A 17018-nucleotide genomic window follows, 5' to 3' on the forward strand; every position below is an offset into this window, starting at 1 on the left:
CCGGACTGTCGGCCATCACAACAACGCGTCTGCGGTACTTGAATCAACGCGGGCGCCCGGCTCATTTTTAATGCGTCCGCTGCACCCGTTCGGTATTCACCTGCGGGTCATGCCGGTAGTTGAAGGTCAGCGCAAACACGATCCCCAGCACCAAGGTATATAACGCGAAGATCAACCAGATACTCTGCCAGTCTTTGACGCCGTTGTAGGTGAAGAAATCCACCACTTCGCCGCTGGCAATCGCCCCCAGATAAGCGCCAATGCCGTTCACCATAGTCATAAACAGCCCTTGCGCACTGGCACGAATGCGATGATCGGCCTCTTTCTCCACGAAGATAGCCCCGGAGATATTAAAGAAATCAAAGGCGCAGCCGTAGACAATCATCGAAAGCAGCAGCAGGACAAAGCCGAAACCGGCCGGTGTGCCATAGGCCAGGAACAGGAAGCGCAGGGTCCAGGCCGCCATGCTGATCAGCATCACCTGTTTGATGCCATATCGACGCAGGAAAAACGGGATGGTGAGGATGAAGAACACCTCGGAGATTTGTGACAGCGACAACAGCACCGCCGGGTATCTGACGCTTATGCTGTCCTGATACAACGGATTATTGGCGAAATCATGCAGGAACGGATTGCCGAAGGTGTTGGTTATCTGCAGTGCCGCCCCCAACAACATGGCAAACAGGAAAAACAGCGCCATACGCCGCTGGCGAAATAATACCAGCGCGTCCAGTCCCAGCACGCTGAACCCGCTTTTCGACTTCTCCACTTTGCTGGTCGGGCAATTCGGCAGCGTCAGCGAATAACCCGCCAACAACAACGATACCCCGGAGGCCAGATAGAGTTGCAAATTGCTGAGTTCAATTCTGCTAAAACCGATCAGCCACATCGCTACGATAAAGCCGACGGTGCCGTACACCCGTACCGGTGGGAAATCTTTCACCGTATCGTAACCGTGCTTTTCCAGGCAAAAATAGGATATGGCGTTGGAGAGCGAAATGGTCGGCATATACACCATGGCGTTGAACAGCATTACCCAGAACATCACCATAGGTTGCTCAACCTGGGCGGCACAGTACAGCGCTCCTGCGCCGAACAAATGACACAGCGCATAGAGGTGATTGGCCTTGATCCAACGATCGGCAAGAATGCCCGCCAACCCCGGCATAATCAGCGCGGCGATACCTTTGGCGCTGTACACCATACCCACCTGCAGACCGCTAAAATGCAGGCTGTTAATCATGTAGGATCCCAGCGTGACCAGCCAGGCACCCCAAATAAAGAACTGCAGAAAGACCATCACCTTCAGTCGCGTTTTTATTGCCATCACCATCACCTTATTATTCTGATTAAAACGATGATTCGCGCGACAGGGTCCCTGCCCCCTGCCGCGAGGGGTTTTACAGCATTACAGCGTTTTGAAGAACTCACGGATCAGGCGCATAAAGTCCTCTGCCGCCAACGCCGCGCAGCTCAGCGTTTGTTCATGGGACAGCGGCGTATCGGACAACCCTTCGGCGTAGTTGGTCATCGCAGACACCACCAACACCTTCAGCCCACAATGACGCGCCGAGATCACTTCCGGCACGATAGACATACCGACTACGTCACAGCCCAATGTTTGCATCATGCGAATTTCCGCCGGCGTTTCGAAGTTTGGCCCGGTGTAAGCGGCAAATACGCCTTCGGACAGCGGAATACCCACGCTTTGCGCCACCTGAGCCAACTGTCCGCGCAGCTCGCGATCGTAGGCGTTGGCCAGGCTGAAGAAACGTGGGCCAAAACGCTCATCGTTATCGCCAACCAGCGGCGACTCAGGCATAAAATTGATGTGATCGGTGAGTGCCACCAGGCTGCCCGGTGCCACCGACTGACGCAGCGAGCCGGCAGCATTGGTGGCCAGCAGGAATTCACAACCCAGCAGTTTGAAGGTGCGCACCGCGGTGGTCATCACCTGCATGCCACGCCCTTCGTAGTAGTGGCCACGCCCTTTCATGCACAGTACCGGCACGCCTTCCAGCCAACCGGCAACCAGTTGCCCGGCATGGCCTACCACACCACTGACCGGGAAGCCCGGCAGCTCTGCGTAGTCGAGGGTCAAGGTGTCGGTCATCACCTCCGCCAGCGCGCCCAGTCCGGAGCCCAGTATCAAAGCGGCGCGCGGCTGGAAGCCCGGCAACCTGGCGCGGATCGCTTCAGCACAGGAAAAAGCATCTTCTTGATTAAACATTGTATTCTCTTCTATGAGGGGGAGGTTATCCCCATAGTAGAGAGCGAGGTGCGGCGGCGACCAATACATTATTGGCGGCCGATTTATTCCATTTACCTATAAATTGGTAGCCCCAGGAGGCGATCATCAGCATCAAGCAACCCCAGCCACTGCCCGATCCCAGCCGGATTAACTTTCGCCTGCTGCACTACTTCCGCGTGGTGGCAGAGGAGATGAACTTCACCCAGGCGGCATTGCGACTGAATATTTCGCAGCCGCCGCTCAGCAAGCATATTAAAGAGCTGGAGAGCCAACTGGGCGTGGAGTTATTCAAGCGAACCACCCGCACGATGGCATTGACGCTGGCCGGGCGCACGCTGTTTCACAATGTAGAAATGCTGCTGGATCAGGCCGGGCATGCGCTCAATCAGGTGCAGCAGTTGGGGCGCGGAGAGGCCGGACATATGGTGGTCGGTATGGTCGGCACTTCGGTCTGGGGCGGGCTGATCCCGGCGCTGAAACGCTTTTCCGGGCAAACGACCAATGTCACCTGGGCGTTAAACGAACTGACACCCAGCCAGCAGATTGCTGCGCTGCAAAAGCGTCATATCGATATGGGTGTCTGGCGTGAGGCAAAGGAACAGGTGTTGCCGGGGCTGGCGAGCCAACTGCTGGCACGGGAGAATATTGCGCTGGTGCTGCCGCAGGGCCACCCACTGGCTCAGGCGGAAAGCCTGCCGCTCGCCGCGCTGCGGCATGAAAAATTCATTGTGCTGCCGCCGCACGAAGCCAGCTTGGGGCTCTATCTGCACAATTTGTGTCTGCAGCAGGGTTTCAAGCCGGATATCGCCTATCAGGTCAACGAGCCGCAAACCTTGATAGCACTGGTGGCCGAAGGCTATGGCATTACGCTGCTGCCGGACAGTTACGGCCGTATTCCCTGGCCCGGCGTGCGTTTTTGTCCGCTGCAGCAGGCGCCGTCAGCGGATCTGTATGCCATTTATCATGCCGACAGCACAACGCCGGTGGTACTGGCATTTCTGGAGATGCTGCGTTCGGCTTCCCAGAGGAAGCCTATACAACCGTCTTAAAGCGCCGGTTGCACCATAAACTGGCCGGCGCTGCCGCGATCCGCCATCTCCAGCGTCTGGCTGTAAAACAGGAACGGGAAATGTTCCGAGGTGGACTGGTTGAAATAAACCAGCAGCTCGACGTCACCGTCGACCCATACCGTGTCCTTCCAGCCGCGATCTTCCGCCATCGGCTGCGCACCGTTGACCCGCTTCACCAGGAAGCGTACGCCCTGAATATGGAATGCCTGCGGCGTATCCGCATGGATATTCCAGCGTTCCCAACTGCCCTGCTGGGTTTGTACATCGATACGGTTCATGTCCCAGATAGCCCCGTTGATCCCGGCCTGGCTATCGCCCAGACGGAATTCACGGGTGCGGCTGACGCTGCCGTCCAGCAGTTCATCCGCCAGCAGGCGCATTGGCAGGTTATCGGTCACCAGCGGCAACAACCCGGTCGGTTTCAGCGTCAGAACCTGGGTAGAAACCAGGATGCTCGAAGGCTCAATCAGGCCACGCAGGCGATCCATAATGCCCGCAGCTTCACCGGCACTGATCGTCACCTCATCGCCCTTCGACATATCGATCAACACTTCACGACGCTCACCCGGTGCCAGTGAAAGCTGTTGTACCGCTACCGGAGCCGGCAGGAAACCCTGATCGCTGGCAATCACATTTAACGGCCGACCGTCACTCAGTTGCAGCATGTAGCGACGTGAGTTGGAAGCATTGAGCAGACGCAGGCGTACCCAACCGCGCGACACTTCGACATAAGGGTTTTGCACGCCGTTAACCAACAGCGTATCGCCGATAAAGCCGCCCTGCGACGGGGGGGCGTATTCCGGTGTGCCGAAGTTATCCAGTCGCTTGTCCTGAATGATCAACGGGAAATCATCGACGCCATAGTGGTTAGGCAGCGGCAATGCCTTGCTGACTTCATCTTCGACCAGCCACAGCCCGGCCAGGCCGTTGTAAACATGCGGTGCCATGCGGTTGGGGGTACTGGCGTGATACCAGCAGGTGGCGGCACTCTGACGGATAGGCAGCACCGGCGACCAGTCAACGTTAGGAGACATCATGCGCGGCGCGCCACCCATCAGGGTTCCCGGCACCTGCAGACCGCTGATGGTCATCGCCACCGGCTCTGGCAGGCGGTTGCTGTAGATCAGCTTGACGTCATCACCGTTGTAAACCCGCACCGTCGGCCCAAGGTACATGCCGTTAATGCCCCACACCGACGTCTTGCGGTTATCCATAAATGCCCAATGGGCGCGCTGCAAGGTTAAAAACAGCGGCTGACCGCGGCGGGACTCCAGCAGCGGGGGAATAGGTAATGGGGTCTGCATTCCGCTCGCCTCAGCCCTCAGCGGCACGGCTCCTGCGCACAGCGCCAAGCCCGATGCCTGAATAAACTGACGTCGACTGAGTGACATATTTTCTCCATGAAAAGCAATGACTAAACCGTGTGCAAAGACTGGGCTCCTGTTAATCAGATTAGCAGGAGCCCAGGCGTTAACGGCGTTTTACGCCGTTTAAAAGTTCATTCTTTGAAGCCGGTAGGAATATTATTTTCCGGCTGCATTGCGCTGGGCAACTTCTGCGTCCAGCTCGGCGATTTTCGCCAGCATCAGCGCATGGCAATGGGCTGCCAGCTCACGCACATTTTCTCTACCGTAATTACTGATATCGATCGGTTCCATCACTTCTACGATCGCATGACCGTTATCCCAACGATTAAGATTAATTTTACCGCTGGTGGTGGAAACGCAGATCGGAACAATCGGCACCCCGGCAGCGATTGCCGCGTGAAATGCGCCGGTTTTAAACGGCATCAACCCGCGCCCGCGGCTGCGGGTACCTTCAGGAAACATCCAGACCGATATATCACGTTTTTTAAACTGTTCAGCCACCTGGGCAATGGTACCGTGCGCCTTGGCGCGATTATCCCGGTCAATCAGCAAGTTACCGGTCACCCAATACAGCGGGCCGAAGAACGGGACCCACAGCAGGCTTTTTTTACCCACGGTCACGGTGCGCGGCTGCACCGCTTTGGCGGCCGTTACCATATCGTAGTTATTCTGGTGGTTGGCAATATAAATGCAGTTGCCGTTTTTGGCCGCATCGGCCGGCACCCGGACTTCAACTTTCAGACCAAATAACCCGGACAGGCGGCCAAACAAATGACCGAACGTCGCCACATGGCGGGGATCACGGGGGCGGAATACCAAACAGTAAATAGAACCGAAAATGCACACCAGAAGACAATACAGAGTGGCGAGCACGGCACGTAAAATTAATAACATAACAACCTCATTAGCACACTGCCGACGCAACCTGAAACGCTGCGCAGATCCCTTTATCCCCTTCATACTTGAAGCTGCATCTGTGTTGGCTGCGTCCGCGCACCCCGGTCACTTAGTTTACTAAGCTCCTGGGGATTTACCGCCTTGCCACCTTGGTGCAACTCCAATTATTTTGGGTAAATTCATTCTTTGATTGCAGGGTTCGAAAACCTGCCCCGCCTTTTTTGCTATTTTCCCGCCGGTCGACGAAACGCACAATAATTTTATGCCGGGAAATGTTAACTATTTGAAAATAATTGCCGGTGGTGGGAAATAAAGCGGGCGCAGCATGCTGCGCCCGTGGGGTTATCCAGCCTTCACAGGCTTATTCTTCGCTGTCACCGGTAGGCGCACGTGCCGGGGCATCAACCTCTACGCGGTCGATTCGCTGCAGGCCACGTGGCAGTGAGGTGCCTTTACGGCCACGTTCCGCACGGAACTTCTGCAAATCTTCCGGACGCAGCGTCAATTTGCGTTTACCCACGTGCAGGGTCACAGAGGTCTGCGGCGGCAGCACGAACAGCCATGCCAGTTTGTCTTCACCGGATGCGGCCTGTGCCGACGGGATGGAGACAATCTTGTTGCCCTTGCCTTTCGACAGTTGCGGCAGGTCGGCAACCGGGAAGAACAACATGCGCCCGGCGGCAGTGATCGACAGCAGCATGTCATCGTCACCGTGGATCTCCATCGGCGCCAGCGCTTTGGCGTTATCCGGCAGAGTAATCATCACCTTACCGGCACGGTTACGCGCCACCAGATCGTTGAAGGTACAGACAAAGCCATAACCGGCATCGGAAGCCATCAGCAACTTCTGGTCGTCCGCAGCCATCAGCACCTGCTCAATGGTCGCGCCCGGCGGTGGCGTCAGCTTGCCGGTCAACGGCTCGCCCTGCCCACGTGCCGAAGGCAGCGTCAGCGGATCCAGCGCGTAGCTGCGCCCGGTGGAGTCGATAAACACCACCGGCTGGTTGGTCTTGCCGCGTGCCGCACTGCGGAAGCTGTCACCGGCCTTATAGCTCAGGCCACTTGGATCGATATCATGGCCCTTGGCGCTGCGCACCCAGCCCATTTCAGACAGCACGATAGTCACCGGCTCCGACGGCACAAAGTCGTGCTCGCTCATCGCCTTGGCTTCTGCACGCTCGGTAATCGGCGAGCGACGATCGTCGCCGTAGGCCTGCGCATCGGCCTGGATCTCTTTTTTGATCAGGGTGTTCAGCTTGCGCTCGGAGGCCAACAGCGCCTGCAGTTGATCGCGCTCTTTGGCTAACTCATCCTGCTCACCGCGGATCTTGAACTCTTCCAGCTTCGCCAAATGGCGCAGTTTCAGTTCGAGGATCGCTTCGGCCTGAGTATCTGAAATGCCAAAGCGCTGCATCAGCACCGGTTTGGGTTCGTCCTCGCTACGGATGATGTGGATCACTTCATCGATATTGAGGAACGCCACCAGCAAACCTTCCAGGATGTGCAGGCGTTTCAGGACTTTTTCCAGACGGTAGTTCAGGCGGCGACGCACCGTATCGCGGCGGAATGCCAGCCACTCGGTGAGGATTTCCACCAGCCCTTTCACCTGTGGGCGGTTGTCCAGACCAATCATGTTCATGTTGATGCGGTAGCTGCGTTCCAGATCGGTCGTGGCAAACAGGTGATTCATCACCTGATCGAGATCGATTCGATTGGAGCGCGGCACAATCACCAGCCGCGTTGGGTTTTCGTGATCGGATTCATCACGCAAGTCTTCAACCATCGGCAGCTTTTTGGCACGCATCTGGCTGGCAATCTGTTCCAGCACCTTGGCACCGGAAACCTGGTGCGGCAAGGCGGTGATCACCGCACTGCCGTCTTCTTTACTCCAGACGGCGCGCATGCGTACCGAGCCACGACCGTTCTGATAAATTTTGCGGATTTCTTCACGCGGGGTAATGATCTCGGCTTCGGTCGGGTAATCCGGGCCCTGTACGAACTCGAGCAACTCTTCCAGCGAAGCGCCGGGCTTGTCGATCAACGCCACCGCAGCGGCGGCCACTTCACGCACGTTATGCGGCGGAATATCGGTCGCCATACCCACGGCAATACCGGTGGTGCCGTTCAGCAGGATGTTTGGCAGGCGGGCCGGCAACATCTTCGGCTCCTGCATGGTACCGTCAAAGTTCGGCACCCAGTCAACGGTGCCCTGGCCCAATTCGGCCAGCAGCACTTCCGCATATTTGGACAGGCGGGATTCGGTATAACGCATCGCGGCGAAGGATTTCGGATCATCCGGCGCCCCCCAGTTCCCCTGGCCGTCTACCAGCGGATAGCGATAAGAGAATGGCTGCGCCATCAACACCATGGCTTCATAGCAGGCACTGTCGCCGTGCGGATGATATTTACCCAGCACGTCACCCACGGTACGGGCAGATTTCTTGAATTTGGCGCTGTTATTCAGCCCCAGCTCAGACATGGCGTAGATGATGCGGCGTTGTACCGGCTTCAAACCGTCACCAATGTACGGCAACGCCCGATCCATGATGACGTACATGGAATAGTTCAGATAGGCGTTTTCAGTGAATGTGTGCAGCGGTAAACGCTCTACACCGTCATGAGTCAGATCACTCATTACTCAATTATCCTCAGACCGTGGCTTGGCAATCCCTGGACGACAAAGGGTTGATTCTGTCCGCGATAGTAACTCATCAGCGGGGTGGCTGTCACAGATGGCGCAGCAATCGTCCGGTGTCGCGGGTTCATCGGCCGATTTTATGCAAAATTTCGCTATCCCACGGCGCATTTATTGACTCACAGTCAACACTGTTGTGCGCTGGATCCCATTTTTACTTACATTGCTAAGCATTACACTTCCTGTCAGCGAAATGTTTTCCGCCCTCTGGTGCAGAAGACATCACATATTTTAACTCTCACAGGTGCCGTGAAAGATGAGCAATGTCCTGATTATCAATGCTAAAAAACAGTTCGGTCATTCCAACGGCGAACTCAACCAAACCATGAGCGACGTGGCGGAAACCTATCTGCGCGATGTGCAACACCAGGTACAGGTGACCGTGGTCGATGACGGTTACGACATCGACGCCGAAGTGCAAAAATATCTGTGGGCCGACGTGGTGATTTATCAGATGCCAGGCTGGTGGATGGGCGAGCCGTGGATCCTGAAAAAATACATCGATGAAGTGTTCACCGCCGGGCATGGCAGCCTGTATGCCAGCGATGGCCGCACCCGCTCCGACGCCGGTAAGAAATACGGTTCCGGTGGCCTGATCCAGGGTAAAAAGTACATGCTGAGCCTGACCTGGAACGCCCCGCTGGAAGCCTTTACCGACCCGGAACAGTTCTTCCACGGTGTCGGTGTTGACGGCGTGTATCTGCACTTCCACAAGGCCAATGAGTTCCTGGGTATGGAAGCACTGCCGACCTTTATCTGTAATGACGTGATTAAACAACCGAATATCGACAGCGACATCGCACGTTATCGCGAGCATCTGGCCGAAATTTTTGCTTAACTGATACGATATACCCAAAATAATTCGAGTCGCATCAAGGCGGCAAGCAAACGCACCTCCGGGAGCGTACAAGTGGTAGGTGACCGGGGTAAACGCGGGCAGCCAACACAGAGGCGGCTTGAAGTATGACGGGAATACACGTCAATCAATGAGGTACTGATGATCACCGTAATTGCAGAAATCAAAACCAAACCGGGTCACCGTGAAACTGTCCTGAAGGCGATTGAGAAACTGATACCGCTGGTACTGGCAGAAGATGGCTGTAGTGAATATACGCCCATGATCGACAGCCACACCCAGGCACCCTGGCAAAAACTGTCGCCGGACTCGGTGTTTATGCTGGAAAAATGGGCCAGCCAGGCGCACCTGGAAAAACATCTGGATATCGCTCACATGCATCGGCATCGCGACACCATCAAGGACAGCGTACTGGGCGTGACCATTCACGTACTGGGTAACGCACTTTAATACCTGTCGCTCTCTATAGCGTCTGCGCATCAATATGCGCACTGACGTAGTCCAGAAAACAGGTAATACGCGCCGCCAGTTGAGTATTGCGGTAATAGACCGCATTAATCGGCTGGCGCACATCCAACGTATCCTGTTCCAGCAACGGCACCAGCCGCCCGCTACGCCGATCGTCACGGGTCATAAAATCAGCCAGCTGCACAATCCCTTCCCCCCGCAACGCCAACTGCCGCAAGGTTTCGCCGCTGGAAGCCGATAGGGTCGGCGTGATAGCAAAATGCTGTGCCTGCTGATAACGCAGCGGCCACAGATTGAGTGACTCCGGTTGGGTGAAGCCCAGCAGGCTGTGTTCTCGCAGCGCTTCGACGCTGGCCGGTGTACCGTAACGTGCGAGGTAATCCGGGCTGGCGAGAATGCGTAAACGGCTGGCACCCAGCAGGCGCGCATGAATGGTCGAATCCCGCAGCGCGCCGATGCGGATGGCAATATCTGTGCGTTTCTCCAGCAGATCGATGATCAGATTGTCGGTATTCAGTTCCAGCTCAATTTGCGGGTAGCTTTGGCGAAAACCCGCCACCAGCGGCACGATCACATGCTCCATAAAGGGTGCGGCGGCATTGACCCGCAGCCTGCCGGCCGGGATCAGCCTGCGCAGCGCCATCTGCTCTTCGGCATTCTCCACCGAGTTGATAATTTCACGCGCATGGCCGAGAAAACTCTCGCCTTCTTCGGTCAGCTCCAGCCGTCGCGTGGTGCGGCGCATCAGGGTCGTATCGAGCTTTTTTTCCAACCGGCTGAGAGCACGGCTGATGCCGGAGGTGGTCTGACCGAGCTGTTCGGCTGCGGCAGTAATGGAACCGCTGTCAACAACGGTGGTAAACGCCAGTAATTCTTCGAGGGTGATTTTCATGGATTCCGCCCAGAGTGGTCGGGTGCCGCACGCGGTCCCCCTGCGGGAAGAAGACCCGGCGGGGAAGCCGGGTCTGTCAGTCTTTCGCTTGGTCTGTCAGGCAGACAGCTCGGCCATATCGCCTTTGTCCTGCAGCCAGTTACGGCGATCTTCCGAACGCTTCTTGGCCAGCAACATGTCCATCACCGCCAGCGTCTGATCCACGTCCTCGTCGCTCACCGTTAACTGCACCAGACGACGGGTATTGGGGTCGAGCGTGGTTTCACGCAGCTGTGGCGGGTTCATCTCACCCAGCCCTTTAAAGCGCTGAACGTTAGGCTTGCCCTTTTTGCGCTTCAACTGTTCCAGTACGCCGGCCTTTTCTTCTTCATCCAGCGCATAGAACACCTCTTTGCCGAGGTCGATACGGTACAGAGGCGGCATCGCTACATAGACGTGGCCGCCCTTCACCAGTGAACGGAAGTGGCGCACGAACAGCGCGCACAGCAGCGTGGCAATGTGCAGGCCGTCTGAGTCCGCATCCGCCAGGATACAGATTTTGCCATAGCGCAGTTGGCTGAGATCTTCGCTGTCCGGATCAATACCAATCGCCACCGAGATGTCGTGCACTTCCTGCGAAGCCAGCACTTCATCCGAAGACACTTCCCAGGTATTGAGGATTTTACCTTTCAGCGGCATGATCGCCTGGTATTCACGATCGCGTGCCTGCTTGGCTGAACCGCCCGCCGAGTCCCCTTCCACCAGGAACAACTCGGTCATGTTCAGATCCTGCGAGGTGCAGTCGGCCAGTTTACCCGGCAGCGCCGGACCGCTGGTCAGCTTCTTGCGCACCACTTTTTTGGCGGCACGCAGACGGCGTTGGGCGCTGGAAATAGCCAGCTCGGCCAGCTGTTCTGCCGCCTGTATGTTCTGGTTCAGCCACAGGCTGAAGGCGTCTTTCACCACGCCGGAGACGAAGGCCGCACACTGGCGCGACGACAGACGCTCTTTGGTCTGTCCGGCGAACTGCGGATCCTGCATCTTCACCGACAGCACGTAGGCACAACGGTCCCAGATATCCTCCGCAGAAAGCTTCACGCCGCGCGGCAGAATATTGCGGAATTCGCAGAACTCGCGCATCGCGTCCAGCAACCCCTGACGCAGGCCGTTAACGTGGGTGCCGCCCTGCATGGTCGGGATCAGGTTCACGTAGCTTTCGGTCAGCAGTTCACCGCCTTCCGGCAGCCACAGCAGTGCCCAGTCTACCGCTTCGGTGTCGCCGGCAAAGTTGCCGACAAACGCCGCTTCCGGCAGGGTAATCAAGCCGTTAACCGCTTCCATCAGGTAATCGGTCAGGCCGTCCTGATAACACCAGCGTTGCTCGGTATTGTTCAGCTTGTCGATGAAGTAGATTTCTACTCCAGGACAGAGTACCGCTTTGGCTTTCAGCAGGTGGCTGAGACGCGAAACCGAGAAACGCGGGCTGTCGAAGAACTTCTCGTCAGGCCAGAAGTGGATGCTGGTGCCGGTATTGCGTTTGCCGCAGCTGCCAGTCACCGCCAGGTCCTGTACCTTGTCGCCGTTTTCGAAGGCAATGCTGTAGACGTTACCATCGCGCTTAACGTTAACTTCCACCCGGGTCGACAGGGCGTTAACCACCGAAATACCCACGCCGTGCAGGCCGCCGGAGAACTGATAGTTTTTATTGGAGAACTTGCCGCCTGCATGCAGACGACACATGATCAACTCAACCGCAGGAACACCTTCTTCAGGGTGGATATCCACCGGCATACCGCGGCCGTCATCGATCACTTCCAGTGACTGATCGGCGTGCAAAATCACGTCGATGCGCTTGGCGTGACCGGCCAACGCTTCATCGACGCTGTTATCTATCACCTCTTGGCCAAGGTGATTGGGGCGCGTCGTGTCGGTATACATGCCGGGACGACGGCGCACTGGTTCTAGACCGCTGAGTACTTCAATGGCATCAGCGTTATAGCTGGATTGAGTCATCGTTGAGTTTTTCGTGGTTAGTAGGAAGGTGCCTATACCCGTCGTCTTTCAAACCGCAGCGTTGTTACCTGCGACTTGAAAGCCATAGGGTATAAATCGCTAATTCAGACAGCGTTTAGCCCTAAAAAATCCACAATCTGGGGGAAGTAATGCTCGAAACCGACGAAGGCGTGGTTTCCACCCGGCTCCACCGTCTGTCGACATGCGGTGTAATACGCCACCGCCAGCCCATAATCGAGAATTTCATCGCCCGTTTGTTGCAGCAACCAGATTAAATCCGGTGACTCCAAGGGATCGATCTGCATCGTTTTCAGATCGTAAACGTGTCGAGACTCTAACACATATTGCTGGCCGGTGTAGGGGTTCTCGTTTTTGCCGAGGTAGTCAATCAGCAGCTCAAACGGCCTCACAGCAGGGTTAACCACTACCGCCGGCAGTGAAAAACACTGCGAAAGCCAGGTTGCGTAGTACCCACCCAGTGAGGAACCGACCACGCCTATCGTCTGCCCGGCGCGCTCCATCACCATGTTCTCGATCATCTCGGCCGCCTCCGCCGGGAAAACCGGCAGCTGTGGCACCAATACCTCGATATGCGGATGATGTTCGGCCAGCCACGCCTTGAAAGACGTTGCCTTGGCCGAGAACGGCGAACTGTTAAAACCGTGCAGATAGAGCAGTGTTGAAGGCATCAGTACCCATCCGAATCCATGTCGGGGCGGAAATCGTCGTTTTCCAACCGGAAAACCTGCGTTTCGACGCGGCCGTCCGGCAGTAAATCAATGTAGCGCCAGCCGGGGGAAACCTCGTCGATGGTGAAATTGGTGCAGTGCGGCTTGAACTGCACGCAGGTGGACGGCGATGCCAGCAGGCGCCTGCCCTGCCACTCCAGATCCAGCTCCTGGTGAATATGCCCGCACAGCAGGGTATTCACTTTCGGGTAACGCAGCAGCACCGCGCCCAGCATATGCGGGTTGCGCAGGCTGTGCTGATCGAGCCAGGTACAACCGGAAGGCAGCGGATGATGGTGCAGCAACATTAAGGTATAGCGCTCGGGATAGGCTTGCAGGCAGCGCTCCATCCACTCGAGCTGATAGTCGCTCAACTCGCCGTAGGGCACGCCGAAGACCTGGCTATCGAGCAACAGCACCTGCCAGTGATCGCCCACCAGTACCTGTTTTGACGGGGCAATCCCGGCGTCGGCCAGTGCGTCGACCATCGCCGGCTGAAAATCATGGTTGCCCGGCAGCCAAACGCAAGGCGCCGGCAACCGTGCAATACCTTCGGCAAAGTGCCGGTAGGCAGCCAATGAATGATCCTGAGCCAAATCACCCGTGGCGACGACCAGATCAAAATCACGCTGCTGTGCCAGGATAGCGTCCAACACCGCGTGATAGCTGCGATAGGTATTAATGCCAAGCAAAGTCTCATTTTCGCCGGCAAAAAGGTGGGTATCTGTTATTTGCAGGATCCTGACCCTGGCCCCACTTGCCACGGTCGGTTTAAACAGGCTTTCCAAATGGTGTCCTTTGTTATCTCAGTCTGTTTAACAAACCGGAACCGCCATCGCTCCATGCGCCAAACAGTAGCGCAACCAATCAGCAAGAAACTGGTTAATTTGATGCTTTTCGTCGCGTTGATGCAACTTTTTGTTCGGATAATCATAACGCGCTTTAAAGCGATAGATCTGCTGACTTGAACACACTTCCGCAACCATCGCGTCATGATACAGCCTCACCGTCATGGCTGGCAGGCTCCAGTAGCTGACCGCCGGGACGGTCTGTTCGATGTGCACCAGCGAGGTATAGCGGGTGGATTCAATAATGGTCAGACGATAACTGGCGCCGCTCACCTGATAAGTCACCGTTTCACCCACTTCGTCATTGCGCGGCAACAAGCGGCGCAATTGCGCGAAGTTGGTTTCGCACAATCTCATCATTTCGGGGAAATCAGGGGTATAGCGCTGTTTCATTAATTGGCCCACTCTTTTCTTAACGATTCATGGTGCAACGCCAGCCACTGCAATGCAATCACTGATGCTGCGTTATCAATCGCGCCCTCTTCAACCCAGCGGTAAGCCTGTTCGCGGCTGACCACATGGACCCGGATATCTTCATGCTCGTCGATCAGTCCATGGATGCCAACCGCGGTCGTCGCGTCCACTTCGCCCACCATAATTGACAAGCGCTCGCTGGTGCCGCCAGGGCTGGCCAGGTAGCTCAGCACCGGCTTGCACCGCCCGATCTCGACGCCGGCTTCTTCCTGCGCTTCACGGCGGCACACATCTTCAACGCTCTCGCCGGTTTCGATCATACCCGCCACCATTTCCAGTAGCCAGGGTGAGTTACTGGAATCGATCGCAGCGATCCGCAGTTGTTCAATCAGCACCACCTCGTCGCGCACCGGGTCATAGGGAAGTAACACCGCGGCATGCCCACGCTCAAAAATTTCACGTTTAATTTCGGGGCTCATTCCACCGTTGAACAGGCGGTGGCGGAAACGATATAAATTGAGTGAAAAAAAACCGCGGTAAAGCGTCTCACGTGCAATAATTTCTACATCATTTTCATCAAGAGTAACGGGCGACGGTTGCGAGTGGCTCATAAGTGAATTCTCCTGCATGAGTATGCCGATAAAATAAACAGTTTTGATGACAGAAACGGCGGGATAATCTTCCGCGGCTTTATGATAGATTGTGAGCCATGATATCAGGTGTGACGTGTGCGACCAGTTGAACTAAGGTAAACAGGCGGCCTGAAAGGTAAAAGTTACGCGAGATGGCACATTCAGCCAACTCAGGCGTACAGCAGACTCTGCTAGAATCGGCAACTATTTCGTCTATCGTCAGCGCTAACATAGCAATATTGCTGCACAACAAGGAATGCAAATGAAGAAACTGCTCCCCCTTCTTATCGGACTGAGCCTGGGCGGCTTCAGTGCAATGAGCCAGGCAGAGAACCTGCTGCAGGTCTACAAACAGGCCAGGGAAAGTAACCCGGATCTGCGCAAAACCGCCGCTGACCGTGACGCCGCATTCGAAAAAATCAACGAAGCACGCAGCCCGTTGCTGCCGCAGTTGGGTTTGACCGCGGGTTACGATTACACCAATGGTTATCGTGACAATAACGGCGTTAACAGTAACGTCACCAGCGGCTCCCTGGCGTTGACCCAGACTGTCTTCGACATGTCCAAATGGCGTGCGCTGACGCTGCAGGAAAAAACCGCCGGTATCTCCGACGTGACTTTTCAGACCTCGTCACAGCAGCTGATCCTCGATACCGCTACCGCCTATTTTAACGTGCTGAGCGCCATCGATACGCTGTCCTACACCCAGGCGAACAAGCAAGCGGTTTACCGCACCCTGGACCAGACCACCCAACGCTTTAACGTGGGCCTGGTCGCGATCACCGACGTGCAAAACGCCCGTTCGTCCTACGATACCGTGCTGGCGGCCGAAGTCACCGCCCGTAACAACCTGGACAACGCGCTGGAAAAACTGCGCCAGGTGACCGGCACCTTCTATCCGGAACTGGCCTCGTTGAATACCGACCGTTTCAACACCCAACGCCCGGATGCCGTCAATAACCTGCTGAAAGAAGCCGAAAGCCGCAACCTGAGCCTGTTGTCCGCTCGCCTGAGCCAAGATCTGGCCCGTGAGCAGATCCGCTCGGCACAAACCGGCTACATGCCAACGGTAGACGTCAGCGCATCAACCGGCATCAGTAATACCAAATATAACGGTTCCGCTACTCGTGATTCAACGCGTTACGGCGATTCCGATGCTGGACAGAATAAGGTTGGCATCAGCTTCAATATGCCGCTGTATAACGGCGGCCAGACCAACTCACAGGTGCAACAGGCGCAGTACAACTTCGTTGGCGCCAGCGAGAAACTGGAAAGCGCCCACCGCAGCGTAGTGCAGACCGTGCGTTCTTCGTTCAATAACGTGAACGCCTCGATCAGCAGCATCAACGCCTACCAACAAGCGGTAGTGTCTGCTCAGAGTTCATTGGATGCAACCGAGGCCGGTTACCAGGTGGGTACCCGTACCATCGTCGACGTGCTGGATGCGACCAGTGCGCTGTATAACGCCAAGCAACAGCTCTCCAGCGCGCGTTATACCTACCTGATCAACCAACTGAACATCAAGTCGGCGCTCGGTACTCTGAACGAGAATGACCTGTTGATGTTGAATGGCGCATTGGGTAAACCGATTTCGACCTCGCAAGACGTGGTCGCACCGCAGACCACCGCACAGGACGCTTACGCTGAAGGCTATAACAGCAACGCCCCTGCGCCACAAACCTCCGCACCGGCTGCTGCCCCGGTTGCCACCCGCGCCTCCGCGCCGGTGACTACCACCAGCCAGCCTGCACGCAACAGCGGTAATCCATTCCGTAATTGATTGCCGTACTGCGCTGAATACGGGGTCCGGCATCTGCCGTACCCCGTTTTTTGTTTAGCTTTCCGCCACGGCATCGCCGCTCAAATACAGGAAGGGTTACGACAGGTGACTCGGCAGGGATATGCTAG

Annotated in this window: 15 protein-coding genes; 4 read left to right on the forward strand and 11 right to left on the reverse strand. The window is 56.3% G+C overall.

Annotation, left to right across the window (positions count from 1 at the left end; all coding sequences use genetic code 11):
• Window positions 1-67: 67 nt before the first annotated feature.
• Together OCH02_RS11850 and xapA are read right to left on the reverse strand one after the other, a co-directional pair.
• Complete coding sequence (locus tag OCH02_RS11850; protein WP_261431431.1) at window positions 68-1327, reverse strand: nucleoside permease; 1260 nt, start codon at window positions 1325-1327, stop codon at window positions 68-70.
• 81 nt (window positions 1328-1408) lie between these two features.
• Window positions 1409-2230: a xanthosine phosphorylase gene (gene xapA, locus OCH02_RS11855; protein WP_261431433.1), complete on the reverse strand. Its 822-nt coding sequence runs from the start codon at window positions 2228-2230 to the stop codon at window positions 1409-1411.
• A 131-nt stretch (window positions 2231-2361) separates the two neighbouring features.
• Between xapA and OCH02_RS11860 the strand changes: the two genes are divergently transcribed.
• Entirely contained in the window at window positions 2362-3300 is a 939-nt protein-coding gene (locus tag OCH02_RS11860; protein WP_315899197.1) for a LysR family transcriptional regulator, read from the forward strand.
• Here OCH02_RS11860 and ftsP read toward each other — a convergent pair.
• The 3 genes from ftsP to parC form a co-directional block, all read right to left on the reverse strand.
• The gene (gene ftsP, locus OCH02_RS11865; RefSeq protein WP_112364139.1) at window positions 3297-4712 is read right to left on the reverse strand and encodes a cell division protein FtsP; all 1416 of its coding nucleotides are present in this window, start codon (window positions 4710-4712) and stop codon (window positions 3297-3299) included. The genes OCH02_RS11860 and ftsP overlap by 4 nt on opposite strands.
• A gap of 132 nt (window positions 4713-4844) precedes the next feature.
• A complete protein-coding gene (locus OCH02_RS11870; protein ID WP_261431435.1) occupies window positions 4845-5582 on the reverse strand; it encodes a 1-acylglycerol-3-phosphate O-acyltransferase in 738 nt (245 codons plus the stop codon).
• A 364-nt stretch (window positions 5583-5946) separates the two neighbouring features.
• Window positions 5947-8220: a DNA topoisomerase IV subunit A gene (gene parC / locus OCH02_RS11875; protein ID WP_261431436.1), complete on the reverse strand. Its 2274-nt coding sequence runs from the start codon at window positions 8218-8220 to the stop codon at window positions 5947-5949.
• Between the two features lie 316 nt (window positions 8221-8536).
• Here parC and OCH02_RS11880 point away from each other — a divergent pair, with 316 nt between their 5' ends.
• Window positions 8537-9118: an NAD(P)H-dependent oxidoreductase gene (locus OCH02_RS11880; protein WP_261431437.1), complete on the forward strand. Its 582-nt coding sequence runs from the start codon at window positions 8537-8539 to the stop codon at window positions 9116-9118.
• Between the two features lie 159 nt (window positions 9119-9277).
• Window positions 9278-9586, forward strand: a complete 309-nt coding sequence (locus OCH02_RS11885) for a putative quinol monooxygenase (protein WP_012146960.1) — start codon at window positions 9278-9280, stop codon at window positions 9584-9586.
• Window positions 9587-9599: 13 nt separating this feature from the next.
• Here OCH02_RS11885 and OCH02_RS11890 read toward each other — a convergent pair whose 3' ends face one another.
• The 6 genes from OCH02_RS11890 to nudF all read right to left on the reverse strand — a co-directional run bounded on the left by OCH02_RS11890 (window position 9600) and on the right by nudF (window position 15089).
• Entirely contained in the window at window positions 9600-10496 is an 897-nt protein-coding gene (locus OCH02_RS11890) for a LysR substrate-binding domain-containing protein (protein WP_261431439.1), read from the reverse strand.
• 96 nt (window positions 10497-10592) lie between these two features.
• Window positions 10593-12488, reverse strand: a complete 1896-nt coding sequence (gene parE, locus OCH02_RS11895; RefSeq protein WP_218216693.1) for a DNA topoisomerase IV subunit B — start codon at window positions 12486-12488, stop codon at window positions 10593-10595.
• A 104-nt stretch (window positions 12489-12592) separates the two neighbouring features.
• A complete protein-coding gene (yqiA, locus tag OCH02_RS11900; RefSeq protein ID WP_261431441.1) occupies window positions 12593-13177 on the reverse strand; it encodes an esterase YqiA in 585 nt (194 codons plus the stop codon).
• The gene (gene cpdA / locus OCH02_RS11905; protein WP_261111915.1) at window positions 13177-14004 is read right to left on the reverse strand and encodes a 3',5'-cyclic-AMP phosphodiesterase; all 828 of its coding nucleotides are present in this window, start codon (window positions 14002-14004) and stop codon (window positions 13177-13179) included. Before cpdA ends, yqiA begins: the two co-directional genes overlap by 1 nt.
• Before the next feature lie 27 nt (window positions 14005-14031).
• A complete protein-coding gene (locus OCH02_RS11910; RefSeq protein WP_261431442.1) occupies window positions 14032-14457 on the reverse strand; it encodes a DUF1249 family protein in 426 nt (141 codons plus the stop codon).
• Window positions 14457-15089 (reverse strand): ADP-ribose diphosphatase, encoded by a 633-nt coding sequence (gene nudF, locus OCH02_RS11915; RefSeq protein ID WP_261431443.1) that lies wholly within the window; start codon window positions 15087-15089, stop codon window positions 14457-14459. The genes OCH02_RS11910 and nudF overlap by 1 nt, the downstream gene beginning before the upstream one ends.
• A gap of 283 nt (window positions 15090-15372) precedes the next feature.
• Between nudF and tolC the strand changes: the two genes are divergently transcribed.
• Complete coding sequence (gene tolC / locus OCH02_RS11920) at window positions 15373-16890, forward strand: outer membrane channel protein TolC (RefSeq protein WP_261431444.1); 1518 nt, start codon at window positions 15373-15375, stop codon at window positions 16888-16890.
• Window positions 16891-17018: the final 128 nt, after the last annotated feature.

The organism is Serratia quinivorans (assembly GCF_946227985.1).
Lineage (GTDB): Bacteria > Pseudomonadota > Gammaproteobacteria > Enterobacterales > Enterobacteriaceae > Serratia > Serratia quinivorans_A.